The following is a 20,255-nucleotide window of genomic DNA, read 5'->3' on the forward strand; positions in this document are numbered from 1 at the left end:
TTTCCCGGACGTGGCCGAGCGGTTGCACTCCGTCGTTGACACGGGTGAAACGCCTCAGCAACCTGCTCGTAGCGCTTGTCGCTCGCACAACAGCAAGCGTCACCCGGTACCGCCGAACGGAAGTCAGGACGCGGTCATTCGCCGTTGCGGTGGTTCGAGCCATCAGGAGAATCGTATGAACAGGTTCAAGCAGGGCGTGAAACATTTGCGCCCGCAACGCGTACTGGCCGCCACAGCGGCCGTGGCAGTGGCCGGCGCAGGAATGTCGCTCGTATCCATGGGGACGGCCGCCGCCGCCCCCGGGTGCTCGGTCGCGTACACGGCGAACTCCTGGGGCAGCGGATTCACCGCCAGCATCGACATCACCAACTCCGGTGACCCGATCACCAGCTGGGCGCTGGAGTTCGACTACGCCGGCAACCAGGCGGCCGGCTCGGCCTGGGGCGGGACGCTGACCCAGACCGGCAAGCACGTGAAGATCGTCAACGCGGCCTGGAACGGCAGCCTGGCCTCGGGCGCCAAGACGAACGTCGGCTTCAACGGCACCTATTCGGGAACCAACACCAAGCCCACCGACTTCACCCTGAACGGCGTCGCCTGTAACGGCGGCACCACGAACCCCACGCCGACCACCACGGTCTCCCCGACCGTCGAACCGACCGTCGAACCCACGGTCGAGCCGACGGTGGAGCCCACCCAGCAGCCGGGCGAGCACCTCGACAACCCCTTCGTGGGTGCGAAGTGGTACGTGAACCCGGACTGGTCGGCCAAGGCCGCCGCCGAGCCGGGCGGCAGTGCGGTCGCGAACCAGCCGACCGCCGTCTGGCTCGACACCATCGCCGCGATCAACGCCCCGGCCGGTTCCGGCTACACCACCAGTCTGCGCAAGCACCTGGACAACGCCCTGGCCCAGAACGCGACCCTGGCCCAGTTCGTGATCTACAACCTGCCCGGCCGGGACTGCGCGGCCCTGGCCTCCAACGGTGAGCTCGGCCCGACGGAGATCGACCGCTACAAGAGCGACTACATCGACCCGATCGCCGCGATCCAGGCCGACCCGAAGTACAAGTCGATCCGGATCGTCAACATCGTCGAGATCGACTCGCTGCCGAACCTGGTCACGAACGCCGGCAGCTCCGCCGGTTCCACCCAGGCCTGCCGGGACATGCTGGCCAACGGCAACTACGGCACCGGCATCGCCTACGCCCTCTCGAAACTGCGGGCCGCAGGCTCGAACACCTACAACTACATCGACGCCGCGCACCACGGCTGGCTGGGCTGGGACAGCAACTTCGCCCCGGCGGCCAAGTTGTTCGCCGACACCGCGAAGAAGGCCACCGGCGGAGTCAACACGGTGGACGGCTTCATCACCAACACCGCCAACTACTCGGCCCTCAGTGAGCCGTTCGTCAAGATCAACACCAGTGTGAACGGCACCAGCGTGCGGCAGTCGAAGTGGCTGGACTGGAACCAGTACACCGACGAGCTGACCTTCGCCCAGGCCTTCCGTAACCAGCTGGTCTCGGCCGGTTTCAACTCCAACATCGGGATGCTGATCGACACCTCCCGCAACGGCTGGGGCGGCTCGGCCCGGCCGACCGCGGCCAGCACCTCGACCGACCTGAACACCTTCGTCGACGCCTCCCGCATCGACCGGCGCATCCACGCCGGTAACTGGTGCAACCAGAGCGGTGCCGGTCTGGGCGAACGGCCCAAGGCGGCCCCGGCCAGCGGGATCGACGCCTACACCTGGGTCAAGCCTCCGGGTGAGTCCGACGGCTCCAGCTCGCTGGTGCCGACCGGTCCGAACAACCCGGGCGGCAAGGGCTTCGACCGGATGTGCGACCCGACCTACACCGGTAACGACCGCAACGGCAACAGCCTGAGCGGTGCCCTGCCCAACGCTCCGGTCTCCGGAGCCTGGTTCTCGGCCCAGTTCCGGCAGCTCCTGGCCAACGCCTGGCCGGCGCTGTAATCACGGAAAGAAACCCCGCCTCGACCGAAAGCTCGGTCGAGGCGGGGTTTTCGTGTGTCCGGTGCGGTTCAGGTGGAAGAGCGGATGACCAGTTCGGTGTCGAGGATCTGGTCGTCGGCCGGACCGGAACCAGAAACTACCTGTTCGAACAGCAATTCGGCGGCCAGGGCCCCGAGCCGCTCGACCGGCTGACGAACCGTGGTCAGCGGTGGATCGGCGAAAACGGCTGCTGTCACATCATCGAAACCGATCACCGCGACGTCCCCCGGGATCTGCCGGCCGGCCTGGTGCAGGGCAGTCATGGCGCCCATGGCCATCGGGTCCGATGCGGCGAAGACCGCGTCCAGGCCGGGAGCCTGGTCGAGCAGCAGCCGCATGGCGTTCATGCCACCCCGGGGAGTGAAGTCCCCGGCCGCGACCAGCGGCAGGCGACCCGCTTCGGCCAGCGCCTCGAGATAGCCGTTGAGCCGGTCCCGGGCGGCCGGGAGGTCGGAAGGCCCGGCGATCATGGCAATCCGTCTGCGGGTCCTCAGCAACAACTCCACCGCGGCCCGGGCCCCGCCGCGGTTGTCCACGTCGACGAAGGGCAGCTGCACCTCCTTGACCGGCCGCCCCGCCGCGCGGATCGGCAACCGGGTTCCGGCCAGGGTCAGGGCGAGCGGATGCCGGCCGTGCACGGAGACCAGCAGAACCCCGTCCGAACCCCCGCCGAGCAGGTGCTTTTCCGTCGAGGCGAAGACCGGGCCCGGCGCCGAGATCAGCGGCAGCGGAACCCCGCGCCCGGACAGGAAAGTCTCGGCCCCACTGACGAAACGCACGAAGAAGGGGTCATTGAACAGCCGGGTGGTGGGCTCGCAGATCACCGCCGAGATGACCGGCGGGTGCCGGCTGTCGCCGGGCCGCTCACCACGGCGCAGGTATCCCAGGCGCGAGGCCGCCGCATACACCTGCTGCCGCGTCAGGGCGCTCACCTGTGCCGAACCAGTCAGTACCCGAGAGACCGTGGCCGGAGAAACGCCTGCTTCCGCGGCAACTCTCGCCATAGTCACGTTCTTGGCCGTTGTCGTCTCCTTTGACGACCTGCATGGAAGTCATGCAGGTTGGGCAAGCAATACGCGAATGGTTCCACGGCCTCCGGGCATCGGCAAGACATGGTTGCTCACTGAATGTTGCTACGGGCTAACTAAATTCAGTCAGAAATTTCTCGGTGTCCGGGGCAACCTTTTGCGGTCGCCGAACGACCGTCACGGTAGGGGCATCGCGTGCGTCTTGCTCAGGTCGCCCAACCGGTCCGGATCAACTCCCTGAGGCCGGTCCGGGAGGACTTGTGGGTCATGAGGGCGCTCGAGACCCAGAGGGCAGCAGCAGGTCCCGGCCCGGGTCTGAGGGCGGGCCTTGCCTTCGCGCTGAGCTGCCCGGAGGACTCGTGGGTTGTGGCGATGTACCCCTGGCAGGTGAGCGACGGCGGCGATAACTGCTCGCTGATCGCCACTCGCAGTGGACTGAAGGCCGTCTCACCCGAGGTCCTCAACATCTGGGCCGGTGCGGCCGCGGTTGAGAAGGGTGCCGAGAGCGACGTCATCATCCTGGCCGTAACCGGCACGCGGCAGACCCGGGCGCCAAGTCCAGTATCCCTGGTCGGATCGCCACCCCGGTGTCGAGGGAGCTCAGCTCGGGGATCGGTCTGGCCGGGCCTTACGGATGGCTGGGGAAAGGGGCTAGAGAGCCCGCTGCGGAGCGTGACAGCGCTGCGGTGGTTGGTATGAACCACTGTGTCGCATACGTAACTTGCCGCTGTGAACAAGCGGCCTTGCGGCGGACCGGACTACCACACTGGCCTAGACTCAGGCTGCGGTGCCACACAGACCGGGCGCCGGCCAAATGTTGAAGAGCGCTCGGAAGGGATGCAGTCGATGACCATGTCGCACGCCGCCAGCGGCGGACCGCTCATACCGTTTCCCGAGCTGTCTCTGCCTGCTCTCCGGCAAGCGGTCGCAACCCTGGTCCCCTCCCGCCTGCCTGAGTTCTTCGAGAACATGCAGGCGGCCTTTGTTCGGGCCGGCGAGGAGGACAGTGTGGTTCCGATCCGCATGTTCTATCGCCAGTGGGGCGTCGTGATCGAAATCGAGCGACACCCTGACACTGCTGCTCGGCTTCATGCTGCCGAACACGCGATCGACGACCCGGACCCGGAGATCCGCGCTCAGGCCATCAGGGAGGCGGGGGAGATCGTCCGGGCTGCTCACCGTGTGGTAGCCGGTGGCTGACTGGCATTGGGACTGCGACCCGAAAGACCTCCTCGACGACCTTGAAGACGCCGTGCGCCACGAAGTGGAACGGCTCGTCGGTGAGATCGCCGTTCGCGACTCGATGGTTTACCAGGACGGCGCCGCTTACACCGGTACGGGCCCAGGTTTACAAATCGAGAGCCGGGGCCGTCTGATGCTCACCTACCTCACTGACATCCGTGGGGAGCGGATCATCATCATTCAAATCACCTGGCTGGGTTGACGCTGCGTGGATGCGCTGTGCTGTCGTCCTCAGACAGGTCCTAGCGAACGACCCCCCAAGCCATCAGTAAAGTCTTGAGAGTCAGACCAGACTTCTGCCTCGCGTAGGTTCCCGAGCAGTCCTGGCCGCGTCGGGCATCACGTCAGGAGATCCTGCGTGGCCTGGCCGGAGGCAGGGATGTCCAGCGTGGACGTGACCCCTGGTCCTGCTCGGCATACACAGCACCTCCGGCGGGAGCGTTCTCGAGGACCGGCCGGTACAGCTCCTCCGCCCTCGACGTTCCGTCCGGGCGGCGCCTTCCGATTTAACGGCCGGCAGGTCGGGACCAGGTCCGCCGACAGGAACCGTCAGTGCCCCGCCGCCGTGTCGATACCGACCAGGCTCAGGACCTGGTGGGCGACCGTGCCGGGACTGCTCACCACCTGCACCGCGACTCCGGCCTTCCCGGCCTGTTCCAGGCGCCGCCGAAGGACGTGGATGGCGGCGCTGGACAGCACGGTCACCTGTTGCAGGTCCACCACCAACGGCACCACGCCGGGCACGATGTTCAGTGCCAGTTGCGCATCCAGTTCTGGCACACAGGCCGCATCGACCGGTCCGAGCACGGTCATGATGGCCTGCTCGTCGCGGTGCTGGGTGTAGGTGTCGAAGAGGCCCGGCACCGGCCGGGGGGACTGGGCGGTGGAGCCGTGGGAGTCCTTCCAGGGCGTGAAAGTGACCGTGACCGTGGTGCCGTCCGGTGAGTGGTCGACCTGTACCTGCTCGGCGAAGTCCTGGGCGATGGCCAGTCCCAGACCCCGGCCGGGCACGGGATGACCGCCCCGGGGCACCCAGGAGCCCTCGTCACGGATGATCAGCGTGATGGTGCCGAGCTCGTCGAGGTGGGCCCGGACGGTGACCGTGCCCCCACCGTCGGGGCGGGGGTAGCCGCCGGTGTAGGCCTCCGAGTCGCCGTAGGCGTGCTCGACGACGTTCTCCAGCAGCTCACCGAGGATCTCGTCGAGCTGGTTCACGGCGTGCTCGGCAGCGCGGTCGGTGCCCAGCCAACCCCGCAGCTGCGCGCGTACCGCCGGGATACCGGCCCGGTTCAGCTGGGTGTGCACGTGCAGGTCGGGCAGCACGTCGGTGGGCTGGATGGCCAGCAGCGTGATGTCGTCGACCGAGCCGGTGGCGCGGGTCAGCCGCTCCAGCGTCTGCGCAGTGACGCGATCGACGGCCGAGGGCAGGGTGAACACCGGCATCAGGTCATCGGCAGCGGCCGCAGCCTGGGACAGCTCCACAGTGCCGGTGGTGGCGGGCACGCCCGGACGTTCGACGATGCCGTCGGTGTACAGCAGCACCAGTTCCCCAGGGCCCAGCGTGCTGCTGAGGACGCCGCGCACGATGGCGTTGCCGTGGGCGTCCTGAACGGTGTGGCTCAGGGGTGGGGCGCCGCTGGGGTCCAGGAAGCGAGCGCCCCCTCGGCCGTCGAGGACCAGCGGAGGAGGATGGCCCGCGGCACAGTACGTCACGGTGCGCTCACCCGGTTCCAGCACGAGCACACACACCGTCGCCGAGCGGGCCGCCGGCACGACGCGGGTGAAGCAGTCGAGCGCTTCGACCGTCTGGGCCGGGCCGACCCCGGCGTTCAGGCGCTCCAAGGCGACCGCGCGGAGCTGGGCCATCACCGCCGCCGCCGCGACCCCGTGCCCGACCACGTCCCCGACGACCGCGGCCACCTGCCCGTCCGGGCGGGGTAGCACGTCGAACCAGTCCCCACCGGCGGCCTGTTCGGTGCCGCCGACGACGTAGCTGGCCGCGACCTGCACGGCCGGCAGCACGGGCAACCGCGTCGGCAGCAGTGCGTGCTGCACCTCCTCGATCACGTCGGTGGCGCGCCGGTAGCGTCGGCCCAGCTCGAGCGCTGCGGCGGCGTCGGCCTTCTCTCGGCGCACGGCGGCGGTGACGTCGCGCCCGGCGCCGAGGACACCTACGATCTGCCCGTGCCGGTCCCGGAACGGGCTCACCTCGAAGTCCAGGACAATCTCCTGCTGGTGCCCGTTCGGTGTCACCACCCCGATCCGCATTCGATGGAACACAGCCTGCTCGCCGGCGTAGGCGCGGTCGAAGATGTCGATGATCCCCTGCGCCTCGCCGCCGCCCAGGTAGTCGACAGCGCGCATACCTGTGGGATTGAACCCGTCCAGGATGTTCAGGAACTCGCTGTTGAGAGCCGCGACCCGGTGCTCAGGACCCTCGTAGACAATGACGTACCACGGCAGCTGATGCATGGCTGCTGAGCGCACCCGATCACTGCCGACCCCCTCCTCGAACGGCAACTCCGATTCGCGCAGACCGTCCCCACCCGGGTCTCCACCTGCATCGTTCACCCGTGGTTCCAGCCCACGGCAGAGCAACCGGTGACCGAGCACCGGGGCGCCGGGGCCACCCGTCGCCGGAGCAGCGCCGCGTCGCTGCCGGTCGGCGTTGTCCTGCTGCTCACGGATGCCGGGCTGACCGAGGCCGACTGCGGTGGCTGGTTCAGCATCGTGACACCTGACTGTAGTGAACCTCGGAGCCACCGCCTGGACCCGCCTGTCCCTCACCGAAAATATCGGGTCCGGGCCACCTTCGCCCCTTGGTTCGGACCTGAGCGACGCCGGTGTCCCCGTGATCCTGATCGCGCCCCCCAACCACACAGCATCGCGTGGTGTGATCCCATGGCGAGGCGGTCGCCTGGACGTTCGGGGGGCCGTCCCGCCCTGGCGATCACTCCTGCGACAGCCCTCGACAGTTACGCGAAGAATTGGGCCTCACGCAGGTTCTCCAGCAGTCCCGGCCGCACCGGGCGCCAGGCCAGGAGATCCTGGGTGGCCTGGCTGGAGGCGGGGATGTCGAGCCCGAACAGCGGCCCCAGCCAGCCGAAATGATCAGCTGCCTGCTCGACCGGGATCGGGCGGACCGGGAGGTTCAGCCCGTGCCCGATGGCCTCGGCAATCTGCCCGGACGTGACCCCCGCGTCCTGCACGGCATGCACGACACTTCCGGCGGGGGCGTTCTCGAGCGCCAGCCGGTACAGCGCTGCCGCGTTCACGGCGGGCCAGCGGTTCGAGCCACCACCCGGGTAGGCCGAGAAACCCTTCTCCTTGGCAGCGGCGATCAGGAAGTGCACGAAGCCCATCACGCCGGGCCCGTGCACCACGGTGGAGGGGCGCACCGAGATCGCCCGCACGTCCTTCTCGGCCCACTGCAGCGTCTGGGCCTCGACCAGCCCCCGGCCCTCCAGAGGAAACGGACGGACGTCTTCAGTCAGTACTGCACCGGGCCGGATCGCGGTGGTTCCGTAGGTGGTCACGAACGGCTTGCCGCTGCCGGCCAGTTCCTCGCCGAGCGCCTGCACCACGGCCAGGTCCTTCACGGCCGCAGCCGACAACGCCCCCAGGTTGCTGTGGTCGAAGGCGGTGTGGATGACCCCGTCGGCCGCCGATGCCCCCGCGCGCAGGCTCTCCGGCTCGTCGATGCTGCCCCGGTACACCTCCACCCCGGCGGCTTGCAGCCGTTGCGCTCCGCTGTCGGACCGGGTCAGGCCGAGCACCTGGTGGCCGTTCGCCTGCAGTTCGCGGACGACGGCACCGCCGATGAACCCGGTCGCACCGGTGACGAATACCCGCATGATGACTCCTTGCTCGATCGTGCTGACCCCTCAACGGTGCTCCGGCGGGTGGCCGCACGTCCAAGACCGGTTCCGGGTCGCGCCATGCAGTTCAGGCATCGCCGCTGATCAGAGGGCTATCCTGGGCAGATGAACGACCTGGATCTGCGGCTGGTGCGGTACTTCGTGGCAGTGGCCGAACACCAGAACTTCGGCCGGGCCTCGCAGGCCCTGCACGTGGCTCAGCCCTCGCTCAGCCGCCAGGTGCGGCGGCTGGAAGAGGTGCTGGGCGCCCGGCTCCTCGACCGCACCCCGCAGGGCACCCACCTGACCCCGGCGGGCAGCGCCTTCCTGCCCCGCGCCGAGGCCTTGCTGCGACTGGCCGATCAGGCCGCCAACGAGGCCCGCACTGCCGCCGACCCCAACCGCCTCATCGCCGGCTACACGGCCCACCTGATCATCACCCCGGTGGTGGCCGAGATGCGCCGCCGCCACCCGAAAGCCACGATCGAGGCCCGGCACGTGGAATGGAACCAGCCCCGAGCGGCCCTGCTGGAACACCGCGTGGACGTTTCCGTCACGCGCCTGCCGCTGAACACCGACGGGCTGCAGGTGAGCACGCTGTACGAGGAGCAGCGCGCGGTCCTGATGCACTCGGGTCACCGGCTGGCCGACCGGCAGTCGCTGACCCTGGACGACATCATCGACGAGCCCATGCCCCGGGCCCCCGAGAACGCCGACCCGCTGTGGACCGACTTCTGGCGGCTCGACCCGCGACCGGACGGCCATCCCGCCCCGGACGGGCCGGTGATCGAGACCGTCCAGGACAAGTTCGAGGTGGTCGCCTCGGGCCAGGCGATCGCCATCGTGCCGCTCGCTTCCAGCTACGGACGACCGGACCTCGTCGGGGTGCCCCTGCTCGGCATTCCTCGTGGCCGGGTGGCGCTCGTGACGCGCGCCGGTGATTCCCGGACCCTGGTCGGCGCCTTCCGTGAGCTGGCCCGGGCCATGATGAAAGGCGCTACCGGTAGCTAGATCGGGAGCAGATTTCAGGCGCTACCGAGCAGGGTGCGCCCCTTGAGGAGAGTGCCGGGGCGGAACTGCAACTGGTTCACGGCCCACCAAGGTTCTCAGGTCGTCGACGGGTAGCCGCCGCGAACCTCCTGCACCGACGTCGCCAAGGACTCCGCCGCCGCGGGGCTGTCGCTACCGCGGTCGGACCGGAACGACTGCAGCTGTTGCTCGGCAGCGGCCAGCCGCTGCCGCACCCCGGACGGATCGGCTGCCGGATCACCGAGCAGGCTGACCCGCAGGCGCCACCCGGTCAGCTCCAGTGCGGTCGAGTGGACGACCAGGACGTCCTCGACGTCTCGATCGCTGCCGGTGTGCTGTTCTGCCGCTCGCGCCAGTTCGATGTCCAGCTCGGCGAGGGCGTGGTCAAGGTCGGCGACATAAGCGGCCCAGGACTGATGGTCGACCGAGGCGCACTGGGCGTGCGCCTGGTGCAGGCCACCCTGCAGCGTCGTCAGCACCCGGCGGATGGCGCCGGCGTGAGCGGGGTGCCGCAGGGCAGCGGAGTTCTCGGCCGCGGATACCCGACGGCTCACTTCGGCGATCCGGTCCTGCTGCAGGGTTGTCACGTGAGCAGAGATTACGGCTGAGGGCAGCACGGCACACCGTCGCCGGCATGAACATCGGGTGTGCGGGGGCTGCCCTGGTTGAGAGATGGACGAGGCCGAGCCCGGGCTCGCAGGCGGCGCGGCGTTGTTGAAGTGTATGTGCACGCTCCGCAAGGATCGGTAGCCCCAAGTCACATCAGACGCGAGGTGCCAGTCATGACCAGCATTGACCCCACGACGGACGACATGAGCCACGCCTTCCGCTGGTGGGGGTCCCTGACCAGGGACGAGGCGAGGCAGATGCTGGCCTGGTGTGCCGACGAGGACTCCGTGGAAGAGCCGGAGTCGGCTCTGGCCAAGCAGATTGGCGCCGGACTGCTGGCTCGGGGGGATGATCCTCAAGACGGCCTCGACGAACAGGGGCGGCGGCTGGTCGCCTTCTTCGCTGACAGCGGCTGGGCGGAGCAGGCCGTCGGATGGACCGAACTGGAAGAAGGCCGGCGAGCCGCGCTCATGGCCGCCGCGGACGACCCGGCTCCCAGTGAGCAGGTGGTCGACTACCTGCGCGAGGCCGGCATGTACGGCGTGGACGAGAGGGAGACGGGCCAGAGCAAGTGGCACCCGGCGGCGCAGGCCTTCCTGCAGTGGGCGAGGGCTGCGAAGCGCTCTTAGCGGCGGTACTGCCGGGTCGGCCGATCGGAAATTAACCGAGAGCGTCGCGCAGGTCGCTGCGGCTAACCTTTCCGAATGATCACCGCCGGAACCCGTCTGCTGAACGTCGTCGACGTGGAGGCCACCTGCTGGGACGGCCAGCCCCCGGTGGGCTCGGCCAACGAGATCATCGAAATTGGCCTGACTGTCGTGGATCTCGAGGCCGTGGAGCGGGTCGGGCGGCACCGCCTGATCGTGCGGCCGCGGCGCTCTCAGGTCAGCGCGTTCTGCACCGAGCTCACCGGGCTCACCCAGGCTGAGGTCGACACCGGAGTGAGTTTTGCTGAGGCGTGCCGGTGGCTGGCGGTGAAGCACCAGGCCGGGCAGCGGGTGTGGGCGAGCTGGGGTGACTACGACCGCAACCAGTTCATCCGGCAGTGCCAGGCGAACGGCGTGGAGTATCCGTTCGGCCGGCGCCACGTCAACACCAAGCTGGTCTTTACCGAGGCTCACGGCCTGCGTAAGCGGCCGGGGATGGCGAAGGCGCTGGAAGTGGCCGGTCTGCCGCTGGAGGGGCGCCACCACCGGGGTGAGGACGACGCCTGGAACATTGCTGCGCTGATCCTGGGCCTGGCGCGGCAGGAGAGCTGGCCGTCTCTGTGATCAGCTGGGTCTCGTTCCTCTCTGTCGCTGTCACGGCTGGCCTCGGGACTTGCCGGGCCTCAGCTGAGCTGGGCGTGAAGGACCTGTAAGTAGCTGCGCCCCATGACGAGCTTCCCCTACTCTTGAGCTGATGTCTGGTACGGGGAAGCGCCGAGGTGGTGGGCCAAGGGCCTGGATTCCACCTCTGGTTCACCTGTGCAGACACGTCACTGTCAGGCTCCTTCTGCTGGGAGCTCTGCTGGCTGGGCTGCTGGCCATGCATGCTCTCAGCAGCGGCCACGGCAAGCACGTCGTGGCACCGATCGCCTCGCCGTACAGCGGCGAGCACGTTCACGGCCGGGACCATCACAGCGCAGAGACAGCGGGGGTGGGCGCCGCCCATGACGCTCTGACGGGGGACGCGTCCACCCCCAGACCTGCCGTTCTGGGCTTGTCCCTCCACGAGGGCGGGCCGGTTTCGGCCCTGGGGCAGGCCGGTAATGCGGTCCTGACCTCATCGCTGGCTGAGCCTGTTGATCCGGCGACATCTCATGACCTGTGTCCGGACTGGCTGCCAGGACACTGCCCGTCGGTGCTTTCCCTGGCGCCGATGTGCCAAGCCGTTCTCACCGGCGCGGGCCTGTCCCTGCTGCTCGTACTCGCTGCCCGAGGGTCTGGGTGGCTCCTGACCGTGTGTGGGGCGCTGGCCCAGGCCGAACGAAGGCGCTGGAGACTCTCTCCGCGTCGACCGTCGACCTTGTGCCCCTCCCTGGCTGAACTCTGCATCAGTCGCACCTGAGATGCCCCAGGCGCGCATGCCCGCCCGCCTCCGCGCCGGAGTCGGTGATGCGGTTGAGCGCCTTTGCCGTTTCAGTGCCAGCAGACTCTCGATGCCAGGAGTTTCTTCAGCATGCGCGCAATGCCAACCAGCAAGTTCTGTATCGCTCTGCCGGTCGCCGTCGCCCTTCTGGTGGGTGGGTGCGGAGGCGAAGACGAACCGGCCGCGGGCTCGGCCCACTCCGCCAGTTCCAGTGGCACCACCGGCGCGGCGCAGGCCGAGCCATCGTTCAACAGCGCTGACATCGACTTCGCCAAGGGCATGATCCCGCACCACGTTCAGGCAGTCGAAATGGCGGACATGGCATCGGAGAAGGCCATCAATCCGAAGGTCAAGGAGCTTGCCGCTCAGATCATGACCGCCCAGGGGCCGGAGATCGAGACCCTGTCGGGGCTGCTGTCGAGTTGGGGTGAGCCGGTCCCCAGCTCCGAAGACAGCGAGTCCATGGACGGTATGGACCATGAGGCCGCCGGCCACTCCGGGATGATGATGTCGGAGCAGATGGACGAGCTCGAGGCGGCCGACGGCGCAGAGTTCGAGCGCCTGTGGGTGGACATGATGGTCGAGCACCACGAAGGTGCCGTCGCGATGAGCGAGGCCCAGGTACGCGACGGCTCCAGTGCTGAGGCCAAGCAGCTGGCTCAGACCATCGCCGACACCCAGACCGAGGAAATCGCCGAACTTCGAAGCATCGACCTGGCCTGACCCTTCGTCCCCCGCCGAACCCGGCGCGGGAGTCCGCCCGAGGTCCGGGTCACCAGTCGGGCAGGGCTTCATCCTGGCGGTGAGGCTCTGCCCGGACGACCCGCACCCGGACGCGCCCCGCCTCCGTCGGCATACAGAGGTTCCTGACGTGAGGCGTGTTGCGCACAGGCTCACGTTGCGATGCCCAACCACGTTCTTGGCCCCGGCAAGGAGCGACATGATCAAGCAAACTGCAGCCCAGCGTTCACCATGGCCTCGTCGGCTGCTGTTGGTGTTCCTCGTGCTGACGGGAAGTCTCATGGTGGCGTACCCGGCCGCCGCCCACCTGAAGCTGGTGTCCACAACCCCGGGCGACGGTGGGACCCTGAAGAACCCGTCGGCGGGCGTGAGCATCACCTTCAGCAAGGAAGCCACTCCCCATGGGAACGGGTTCGCCCTCTACAACTCCGCCGGGACATCGGTACCGGTGCGCACCCACACCACTGACGACGGCCTCACCTGGAAGATCCAGCCCACCAGGGCACTGGAAACAGGCGGTCGCTACGGCCTGACCTGGAGCGTGGTCGCCGGCGACGCCCACCCCAAGTCCGGCACGATCACGTTCCGGGTAGCGCAGCAGTCGCCCGCCGACGCCACGAGTGCGGCTGTGCCGCAAACATCTTCTGCACCCTCCCCTCACACCGAAAGCCAGCATCCGCCCTCGGACCCTGATGCCCATGCGGAGACGCCCGGGCATATGAGTAGCGAGCACAACGCAGCCGGGGACGGGGCGGCGTTGGATGCGCTGTTGTCCTCTCAGGAAGAGGAAGGGGCGTCGCTCGTCGCTGTTGGCGCCGCGGGGGCCCGCTGGGTGAGCTTCGCGGGAGTCCTTGTCGCTGTAGGAGCCCTGCTTGTTGTTGTGACGACCTTGGTCGGGTCCTCAGGGGATGTGCGGCTGGCCGAACGTGTCGTGCGGGTGGCGGCTGGCCTGGCGGTTGTCGGTGCTGTGGCTGAAGGAGCCCGCCTGCTGGGGGAGACCGGTACGCCGGTGCCGTGGTCGCCCGCCGTGGCCGTTGCGTTGCGATTGCTTGCTGGTGTGGCCCTGATCGTCACCCTCCGCCTCGTGCCGCGCAGTGCAGGTGGGCGGCGTTCGCACGATGTACCAGCTCTGCCTGGAGCCACTGAGGGAGGTAGGTACGGTCCGGTCGACGATGGGCAGCGTCAGGTACGCAGCAGAACCCAGGACTTCAAAGGCCAGTCGGCGCAGCTGCTGCTGACGCCCCCGGTGCGAACGGGGCGAGTTCGAGGGGTTCCGAGTGCGCCCGGGACGACGGCCGTGATCTGTCTGCTGATGCTGTTGTCCTTCGTGTTCGACGGTCACACCGCGAGCGTCGGCCCGAGACCGGTGACAGCGGCGGCTGATCTGGCTCACACCGCTGCCGCTGCCGTGTGGGTCGGCGGCGTTGTCCTGCTGGCTGTCCTTCTTCTGGTGCGCGCCCGGGCCGGGGTGCCGACCGGGGCAGGGGAGTTGGCGGTGCGGTTCTCGGTGCCGGCCACTGCCGCCGTGGTCGTGGCCGGTGTGGCCGGCACCGTTCTGGCCTTCTTGATCGTCGAGAGCCCGGGCGATCTGATCGGCACCGACTGGGGACGCGTGATGATCGCCAAACTGGTCCTCGTCGGGGTCGTCGCCGTCATGGGTTACGTCAACAACCGCTATGCGCTGCCCGCTCTGGACGCCTGGCGGCCCGGCACGGCTCGTCTGCTCAGACGTACGGTCGCGCTGGAGGCCGCAGTCATGATCGCGGTCCTGCTGGTCACGGCGGTTCTTGTCGGCTCGCAGTCGTGACCCGCGCCCGGCCGCCTAGCGGACCAGCCGGGCAATGGCTGCACTGGCTTCTTTGATCTTGATGTCGGCGGCCTCCTCGTCGTTCGAGCGGGCGGCATCCAGCACACAGTGTTTGAGGTGGTCGTCCAGGAGGCCGAGGGCCACCGCCTGCAGGGCGCTGTTCAGGGCGCTTATCTGCGTCAGGATGTCGATGCAGTACTTCTCGTCCTCGACCATCTTGGAGATGCCACGCGCCTGACCCTCGATGCGCTTGAGCCGGTTGAGGTAGCGGCGCTTGTCGGTGATGTATCCGTGGTGGTGCTCCTGGGAGGCATCGAGTTCGGGCTGGTCATCGGGGGTCGACGGCATGTGGGCGGTCCTTCGCGGCTTCTAGCGGTCCAGGACCGCGCGGGTGCTGGCTTGCGGGCTGAGGTCGATGCGTCGCAGCAACGGGGCGTTGAGGGCGACCACGACCGTGGAGGCTGACATCAGGATCGCACCCACCGACACGGGCGGCACAACCCCGATCCCGGCCAGGGCCCCGGCCGCAAGGGGCACGGCCAGGAGGTTGGAGCCGGCGGCCCACCACGGCTTCTGCTCCATCTTGCGGTAGGCGGCCCGGGGTGTCGGGCTTGGTCATGGGGTCATTCCCTACGGGCCGTCGGGTAGGTGAAGAGCGGGCCGGCGCCTCAGCGGGCGATGCTCTGGAAAGTTCGCAGGCGCAGGCTGTTTCCTACGACGAACACGCTGGACAGGGCCATGGCGGCTCCGGCGAGCATGGGGTTGAGCAGGCCGGTCGCGGCTACCGGGATCGCGGCCACGTTGTAGGCGAAGGCCCAGAACAGGTTGGACCGGATGGTGCTGAGGGTCTTGCGGGACAAGGCGATGGCATCGGCGGCGCTGCGCAGGTCGCCGCGCACCAGGGTGATGTCGGAAGCCTGGATCGCGACGTCGGTCCCGGTTCCCATGGCCAGGCCGAGGTCGGCCTGGGCCAGGGCGGGAGCGTCGTTGACCCCGTCACCCACCATGGCCACCGTCCTGCCTTCCTTCTGCAGACGGGCCACGACGTCGAGCTTGTCCTGGGGCATGACCTCGGCCACGACCTCCTCGATGCCGACCTCGGTGGCGATCTGCCGGGCGACGGCCTGGTTGTCACCGGTGAGCAGGATCGGGGTCAGACCCAGGGCCTTCAGTTGGCGGACGGCTTCGGCGCTGGTGGGCTTGAGGGTGTCGGCGACCACGAGGATGCCTCGTGCGTGGCCGTCCCAGCCGACCGTGACCACGGTCTTTCCCTCGGCCTCGGCTCGTGCCTTGGCAGTGCGCAGGTCGGCGCTCAGATGCTGTGACCAGTCGACCAGCAGCGATTCCCGGCCGACGACAACGGCTTTGCCCTCGACAACACCGTGCACGCCCTGACCTTCGACGTTCATGAACTGCTCAGTACCCGGGAGGCTGCCGATCTCCTGGGTGGCGGCCTTGGCGATGGCCTGGGCGATCGGGTGCTCGGAAGCATCCTCCAGCGCTCCGGCCAGGCGCAGCAGGCTTGCCCGATCGACGCCGGGTTCGGGAACGGCCTCGACGAGGGTCATTCTGCCGGTGGTCACGGTGCCGGTCTTGTCCAGGACGACGGTGTCCACCCGGCGGGTCGACTCCAGGACCTCGGGTCCCTTGATCAGGATCCCCATCTGCGCGCCGCGGCCGGTTCCGACCAGCAAGGCGGTCGGCGTGGCCAGGCCCAGGGCGCAGGGGCAGGCAATGACCAGGACGGCGACGGCAGCAGTGAACGCCGCGCTCGCCGGGAACCCGGCCCCCAGCCAGGCACCCAGTGTGACGACCGCCAGGCCGATGACGATTGGTACGAAGACTCCGGAGATGCGGTCGGCCAGGCGCTGTACCTCGGCCTTGCCGGTCTGCGCGTCCTCCACGAGCTGGGCCATCTGGGCCAACTGCGTGTCCGAGCCCACCCTCGTGGCCCGCACCACCAGTCGCCCGCCGGCGTTGACGGTGGCCCCGGTCACCGCATCACCGGCACCGACCTCGACCGGCACGGACTCACCGGTCAGCATGGAGGCGTCCACGGCCGAGGTACCCGAGGTCACCACGCCGTCGGTGGCGATCTTCTCCCCGGGACGAACCACGAACTCGTCGCCGACGACGAGGTCGGCAACGGGGATCCTGATTTCCTTTCCGCCTCGCAGGATCGAGACGTCCTTGGCGCCCAGGTGCAACAGTGCCCGCAGGGCGGCGCCGGCCTGACGCTTGGAGCGCTTCTCGAAGTAGCGGCCGGCGAGGATGAACATGGTTACCCCGGCCGCGACTTCGAGGTAGAGGTTCGCGGCGCCGTCGGTGGGTGCCAGGGACAACTCGAACGGGTGGGTCATGCCTGCTTCTCCGGCGCTGCCGAAGAACAGGGCGTACAGCGACCAGCCGAACGCAGCGGCTGTGCCCAGTGAGATCAGCGTGTCCATGGTGGCGGCGCCGTGTCTGAGGTTGGTCCAGGCGGCTCGGTGGAAGGGCCAGGCACCCCAGACGATCACCGGGGCGGCCAGCGTCAGCGAGGCCCACTGCCAGTTGGTGAACTGCAGGGCCGGGGCCATCGCCATGACGATCACCGGCAGACTCAGCGCGACCGACACCAGCAGGCGCTGGCGTAGAGATGCGAGCTCCGGGTCCTCCGCGACGTCCCCGGCCCCGCTGACCTCGTCCTTCTCGGTGACCGGCAGCGCGGCGGTGTACCCGGTCTTCTCCACCTCGGCGATCAGCGCGGCAGGGTCATAACCCTCCGGGACGATGACCCTGGCCTTCTCCGTCGCGTAGTTCACGCTCGCGGCGACACCCTCGAGCTTGTTCAGCTTCTTCTCGATCCGCATCGCGCAGGACGCGCAGGTCATCCCTCCGATGTCCAGCTCGACGGACGAGCCCACGGCTGGCGGGTTTGATGCGCTCACCGAAATCCTTCCTCCACTGCTGTCGGGTGCGGACCACGGATCAGTGGCCGTGTGCCTCATCCGTGTGCGTGCCGTCGTCCTCAGCGTCTGCAACGTGGCCGCCGTTCCCGGAGGGCACGTCCAGGACGAACTGAGCGGTGTGGACTCGACCGTCCACCTGGAAGTCCAGGTAGAGCAGGTACCGGCCGTCGGTAGGGGCCTGGGCCGCGAACGAGATGTCCGGCCCCGTCGTGCTCTTCGGGCCGGGGGCTTCGCCTTCGGCATGAACGTGCAGGTACGCCAGGTCGCCCTCGCGTAGCGCGACCAGGTGCCCATAGGCCCCCAGGTACGGCTCCAGGGCCGAGACTGGTTCGTTGTCACGACTGACCGAGATGGTCAGCGTCCGTGACGTGCCGACAGCGAGATCCCCGGTGATTGCCACGTCGAAGCCGTCCACGTGGTCGGTCCGGATCGCCGCAGGCGGAGGTTGCGGTGTGAAAGGGCCTGCCACATCGAAGGTTCGCCGCAGGGTGACCTTGCTCGGTGCGCCCTGCGCGGCCGGGACAAAGTCGGTCAGGACGCTGTACGTGCCGGCCTGGGCCCACTGCCAGGGAATGGACCAGGTGCCGGTCGCCGGATCGAGCGCGGGGTGCACGTGCCGGAATTGAGTCCCGTCGTTGCGCACCACGATCAGGTGCAGATCCTTCTCGTGCGAGGTCTCGTACGCGGTCAGCGGCGATCCCTCTGTGTCGAGAATGGTGAAGCTCAGGCTCCCTGCCTGACCGGCCCGGTCCGGAGCACTGATCGTCCCGAGGGTGTAGCCGTCCTGAGACAGTGACAGTCCCGCCACAGCCGTACTCATGGATGCGTCGTTCCCAGCGGGCGGCTGGGACTGGCTGCCATGGCCGTCGCCGTGAGCAGGGTCGGCCTTGTCCTGCCAGGAGGCCACCGCGTTCTCCGGTACGACGAGGGCCGCGATACCGAACGCGGCGGCGAAGGCTGCAACCAGACCCGCCGTATACAGGCCCAACCGCCCCGCCGGGCTCACGAGACGCGCTCGGCCGCGTAGCCGGCCTCGCCCACGGCCGCCAGCACGGCCGCGTCGTCGACCACCCCGGGTGCGGTCACCACGAGCCTGCCGGTCTGTGCGCTGACCTCGACCCCCTCGACGTCACTGATCCGGCCGACTTCCTGAGCCACCGCCGTCTCGCAGTGCCCGCAGGTCATCCCGGTCACCCTGTACTCGATCGAGGTCATGTCCGCTCCGTTCGCCGCAATACCCCCTATGGGTACCTCGCCAGCGTAACACGGGTACCCCCTAAGGGTATTCCTGGCGGATGGCGCATGGGAGCGCAGAGAACCGTCAAACGGCCGCAAGCTGGAGAGGCTTCCTCGGATGCGGTCACTGACGGGGCAGAGCGGGATCTCACGACCCGTCGTCCGCCTCGACATGGGAAACCTGAGAGCGGGATACAGCTGTCGGTCGGCTCGATCCGCAGACCGTGATCAGGACGAACCGCCGCAGCCCCCGCTCTCACCACCTTCGACGTCGGTGGAGACGTAGGCGCCCAGCTTGAACGGGCGTGCACCCCGGACCGTGCTGACCGTTCCGGCGAGAGTCCAGTGGTAACAGCCCGGCCCCAGGTACTTCCCGTTGCTGCCGGTACCGTTCCAGCGCAGCCCGTTCAGGGAACCGTGGGGAGCCCGGCCGCGGATCACCCGGACCTGACGCCCGCCGGTGATCCGGAGCTTGGCGTTCAGCACCGGCCCGGCGAAGTCGAACTGCGGCCGCCAGATCGTGCCCTTGGAGAAGAAGGGCTTCACGTCCGAGGAGATCAGCAGCGGCCGGCTGGGCAGGAAGGGAAGCGCTCGCACCCGCACCTTCCCGGTCTGGTCCATTCCCGCGATGAGCCCGTTGTCCACCGCGTAGGGCGCCTGCAGGACGGAGCGGCGGGGCTTGGCGTCCGGATCGGAAATGTCCAGCAGGCCGACCTCGCCGCGGACGTTGGCCCAGGACAGCAGACCGCCGTCGAGCTGCAGCTCCGTCGCCCGGGTACCGCGGATCAGGCGGTCCTTGCTGCCGTACCCCTCGGACAGGTGGATCACGTTGTTGGTGTCGAGCCAGGCCGTGACGTGGGCCGACACGGCGATCGGCCCGGCTCCACCCCGGGCAGCGAGCACCTCCGGCTTGGGCGCCGGCCTGATGCCGTAGCCCGGGTTCAGCTCCAGGGTCTTCACCTGCCCGGAAGCGGTGACCCAGGAGACCTTCGAGCCGAACAGGTCGGTGGAGTCGGTCGATGTCCGGAACACCTCCCGCACCTGGTTTCCGGGCGCCGGGCGATAGACCACCCCACCGGCCAGCGAGTACCGGCCCGACTGCCGGATCCGGGTGAGCTCCGGATCGGCCGGCGCCAGATTGATCGCGGGCCGGTCGCCCACCCGCAGCATGAAGCCGTTCTGCGAGTCGGCCGTGAGCACGTAGTCGCCCGAGACCTCGACCTGGCCACTACTGGGCGGCTGCTCGTCCAGCATGATCGGCTCGACCGCGCTGATCTGGCGAGCCGTCCCTACCTTCACCGACCCCGACGCCGTGATCTGCTGCAGATCCCGCGCCACCACCGTGATGCGCCCACCCGGCGTCTGCGACTGTGAGACCAGCAACCGCCCGCCGCCCAGCGCCACCTCAGGCCGCGGCACCCCGTACGACGTCGTTCGCGGCGGTTGCGCGGTTTGATCTGCTGCCTGAGCTGGTGAGTCGAGGGCACTCAGAACCGTGACCCCCACCGAAGCCAGCCCGACCAGCATCAGCCGGCGTCGTCGTCCAAGCATGAAGCACCCCCGCCTCGTTGCTCACCTTGCCCCCACAAGGCAACGCACAACGTAGCGGAGCGACCAGCCCTCCAATCGCCGGTATTGACCAGGCGGCGTGTCTTAATCCATTGCGGGCGTGCG

17 protein-coding genes and 1 pseudogene are annotated in these 20,255 nt (G+C 68.5%); 8 read left to right on the forward strand and 10 right to left on the reverse strand.

The genetic code is table 11. From position 1 onward, the window contains the following. Positions 1–175: 175 nt before the first annotated feature. Positions 176–1,975, forward strand: coding sequence for a glycoside hydrolase family 6 protein (locus QSK18_RS32960; protein WP_285627463.1), 1,800 nt, complete (start codon positions 176–178; stop codon positions 1,973–1,975). Between the two features lie 68 nt (positions 1,976–2,043). Here the strand turns inward: QSK18_RS32960 and QSK18_RS32965 are convergent, their stop codons facing one another. Beyond that, a complete protein-coding gene (locus QSK18_RS32965) occupies positions 2,044–3,018 on the reverse strand; it encodes a LacI family DNA-binding transcriptional regulator (RefSeq protein ID WP_285627466.1) in 975 nt (324 codons plus the stop codon). 870 nt (positions 3,019–3,888) lie between these two features. Here QSK18_RS32965 and QSK18_RS32970 point away from each other — a divergent pair. Both QSK18_RS32970 and QSK18_RS32975 read left to right on the forward strand, forming a co-directional pair. After that, positions 3,889–4,242, forward strand: a complete 354-nt coding sequence (locus tag QSK18_RS32970; protein ID WP_285627469.1) for an endonuclease V — start codon at positions 3,889–3,891, stop codon at positions 4,240–4,242. After that, complete coding sequence (locus QSK18_RS32975) at positions 4,235–4,486, forward strand: hypothetical protein (RefSeq protein ID WP_285627472.1); 252 nt, start codon at positions 4,235–4,237, stop codon at positions 4,484–4,486. The genes QSK18_RS32970 and QSK18_RS32975 overlap by 8 nt, the downstream gene beginning before the upstream one ends. A gap of 347 nt (positions 4,487–4,833) precedes the next feature. Here the strand turns inward: QSK18_RS32975 and QSK18_RS32980 are convergent, their stop codons facing one another. Both QSK18_RS32980 and QSK18_RS32985 read right to left on the reverse strand, forming a co-directional pair. Next, positions 4,834–6,855, reverse strand: coding sequence for a SpoIIE family protein phosphatase (locus tag QSK18_RS32980; RefSeq protein WP_285627476.1), 2,022 nt, complete (start codon positions 6,853–6,855; stop codon positions 4,834–4,836). 404 nt (positions 6,856–7,259) lie between these two features. Beyond that, a complete protein-coding gene (locus tag QSK18_RS32985; RefSeq protein ID WP_285627479.1) occupies positions 7,260–8,138 on the reverse strand; it encodes an SDR family oxidoreductase in 879 nt (292 codons plus the stop codon). Positions 8,139–8,267: 129 nt separating this feature from the next. On the opposite strand from QSK18_RS32985, the gene QSK18_RS32990 reads away from it, so the two are divergent. Beyond that, positions 8,268–9,152, forward strand: a complete 885-nt coding sequence (locus tag QSK18_RS32990; RefSeq protein WP_285627482.1) for a LysR family transcriptional regulator — start codon at positions 8,268–8,270, stop codon at positions 9,150–9,152. A 95-nt stretch (positions 9,153–9,247) separates the two neighbouring features. Here QSK18_RS32990 and QSK18_RS32995 read toward each other — a convergent pair whose 3' ends face one another. After that, positions 9,248–9,757 (reverse strand): hypothetical protein, encoded by a 510-nt coding sequence (locus QSK18_RS32995; RefSeq protein WP_285627485.1) that lies wholly within the window; start codon positions 9,755–9,757, stop codon positions 9,248–9,250. A gap of 195 nt (positions 9,758–9,952) precedes the next feature. Between QSK18_RS32995 and QSK18_RS33000 the strand changes: the two genes are divergently transcribed. From QSK18_RS33000 to QSK18_RS33015, 4 genes are all read left to right on the forward strand, one after another. Then, entirely contained in the window at positions 9,953–10,408 is a 456-nt protein-coding gene (locus QSK18_RS33000) for a hypothetical protein (RefSeq protein WP_285627489.1), read from the forward strand. A 75-nt stretch (positions 10,409–10,483) separates the two neighbouring features. Further along, positions 10,484–11,050, forward strand: a complete 567-nt coding sequence (locus QSK18_RS33005; RefSeq protein WP_285627491.1) for a 3'-5' exonuclease — start codon at positions 10,484–10,486, stop codon at positions 11,048–11,050. 898 nt (positions 11,051–11,948) lie between these two features. Further along, positions 11,949–12,572: a DUF305 domain-containing protein gene (locus QSK18_RS33010; RefSeq protein ID WP_285627494.1), complete on the forward strand. Its 624-nt coding sequence runs from the start codon at positions 11,949–11,951 to the stop codon at positions 12,570–12,572. A 148-nt stretch (positions 12,573–12,720) separates the two neighbouring features. Further along, a complete protein-coding gene (locus tag QSK18_RS33015; RefSeq protein ID WP_285627497.1) occupies positions 12,721–14,397 on the forward strand; it encodes a copper resistance CopC/CopD family protein in 1,677 nt (558 codons plus the stop codon). Between the two features lie 15 nt (positions 14,398–14,412). Here QSK18_RS33015 and QSK18_RS33020 read toward each other — a convergent pair whose 3' ends face one another. From QSK18_RS33020 to QSK18_RS33045, 6 genes and pseudogenes are all read right to left on the reverse strand, one after another. Beyond that, on the reverse strand, positions 14,413–14,745 hold the full coding sequence (locus tag QSK18_RS33020; protein WP_232815418.1) for a metal-sensitive transcriptional regulator: 333 nt from the start codon (positions 14,743–14,745) through the stop codon (positions 14,413–14,415). A 21-nt stretch (positions 14,746–14,766) separates the two neighbouring features. Next, positions 14,767–14,997 (reverse strand): annotated as a pseudogene (locus tag QSK18_RS33025) (heavy metal translocating P-type ATPase); the annotation flags it as partial. Between the two features lie 68 nt (positions 14,998–15,065). Then, positions 15,066–17,324: a heavy metal translocating P-type ATPase gene (locus QSK18_RS33030; RefSeq protein WP_285627503.1), complete on the reverse strand. Its 2,259-nt coding sequence runs from the start codon at positions 17,322–17,324 to the stop codon at positions 15,066–15,068. A 40-nt stretch (positions 17,325–17,364) separates the two neighbouring features. Next, positions 17,365–18,165, reverse strand: coding sequence for a DUF8832 domain-containing protein (locus QSK18_RS33035; RefSeq protein ID WP_285627506.1), 801 nt, complete (start codon positions 18,163–18,165; stop codon positions 17,365–17,367). 182 nt (positions 18,166–18,347) lie between these two features. Further along, a complete protein-coding gene (locus tag QSK18_RS33040; protein ID WP_232814938.1) occupies positions 18,348–18,560 on the reverse strand; it encodes a heavy-metal-associated domain-containing protein in 213 nt (70 codons plus the stop codon). A gap of 249 nt (positions 18,561–18,809) precedes the next feature. After that, a complete protein-coding gene (locus QSK18_RS33045; protein WP_285627510.1) occupies positions 18,810–20,132 on the reverse strand; it encodes a hypothetical protein in 1,323 nt (440 codons plus the stop codon). Positions 20,133–20,255: the final 123 nt, after the last annotated feature.

Source organism: Kineosporia sp. NBRC 101677 (genome assembly GCF_030269265.1).
In the GTDB taxonomy this organism is placed as follows: domain Bacteria; phylum Actinomycetota; class Actinomycetes; order Actinomycetales; family Kineosporiaceae; genus Kineosporia; species Kineosporia rhizophila.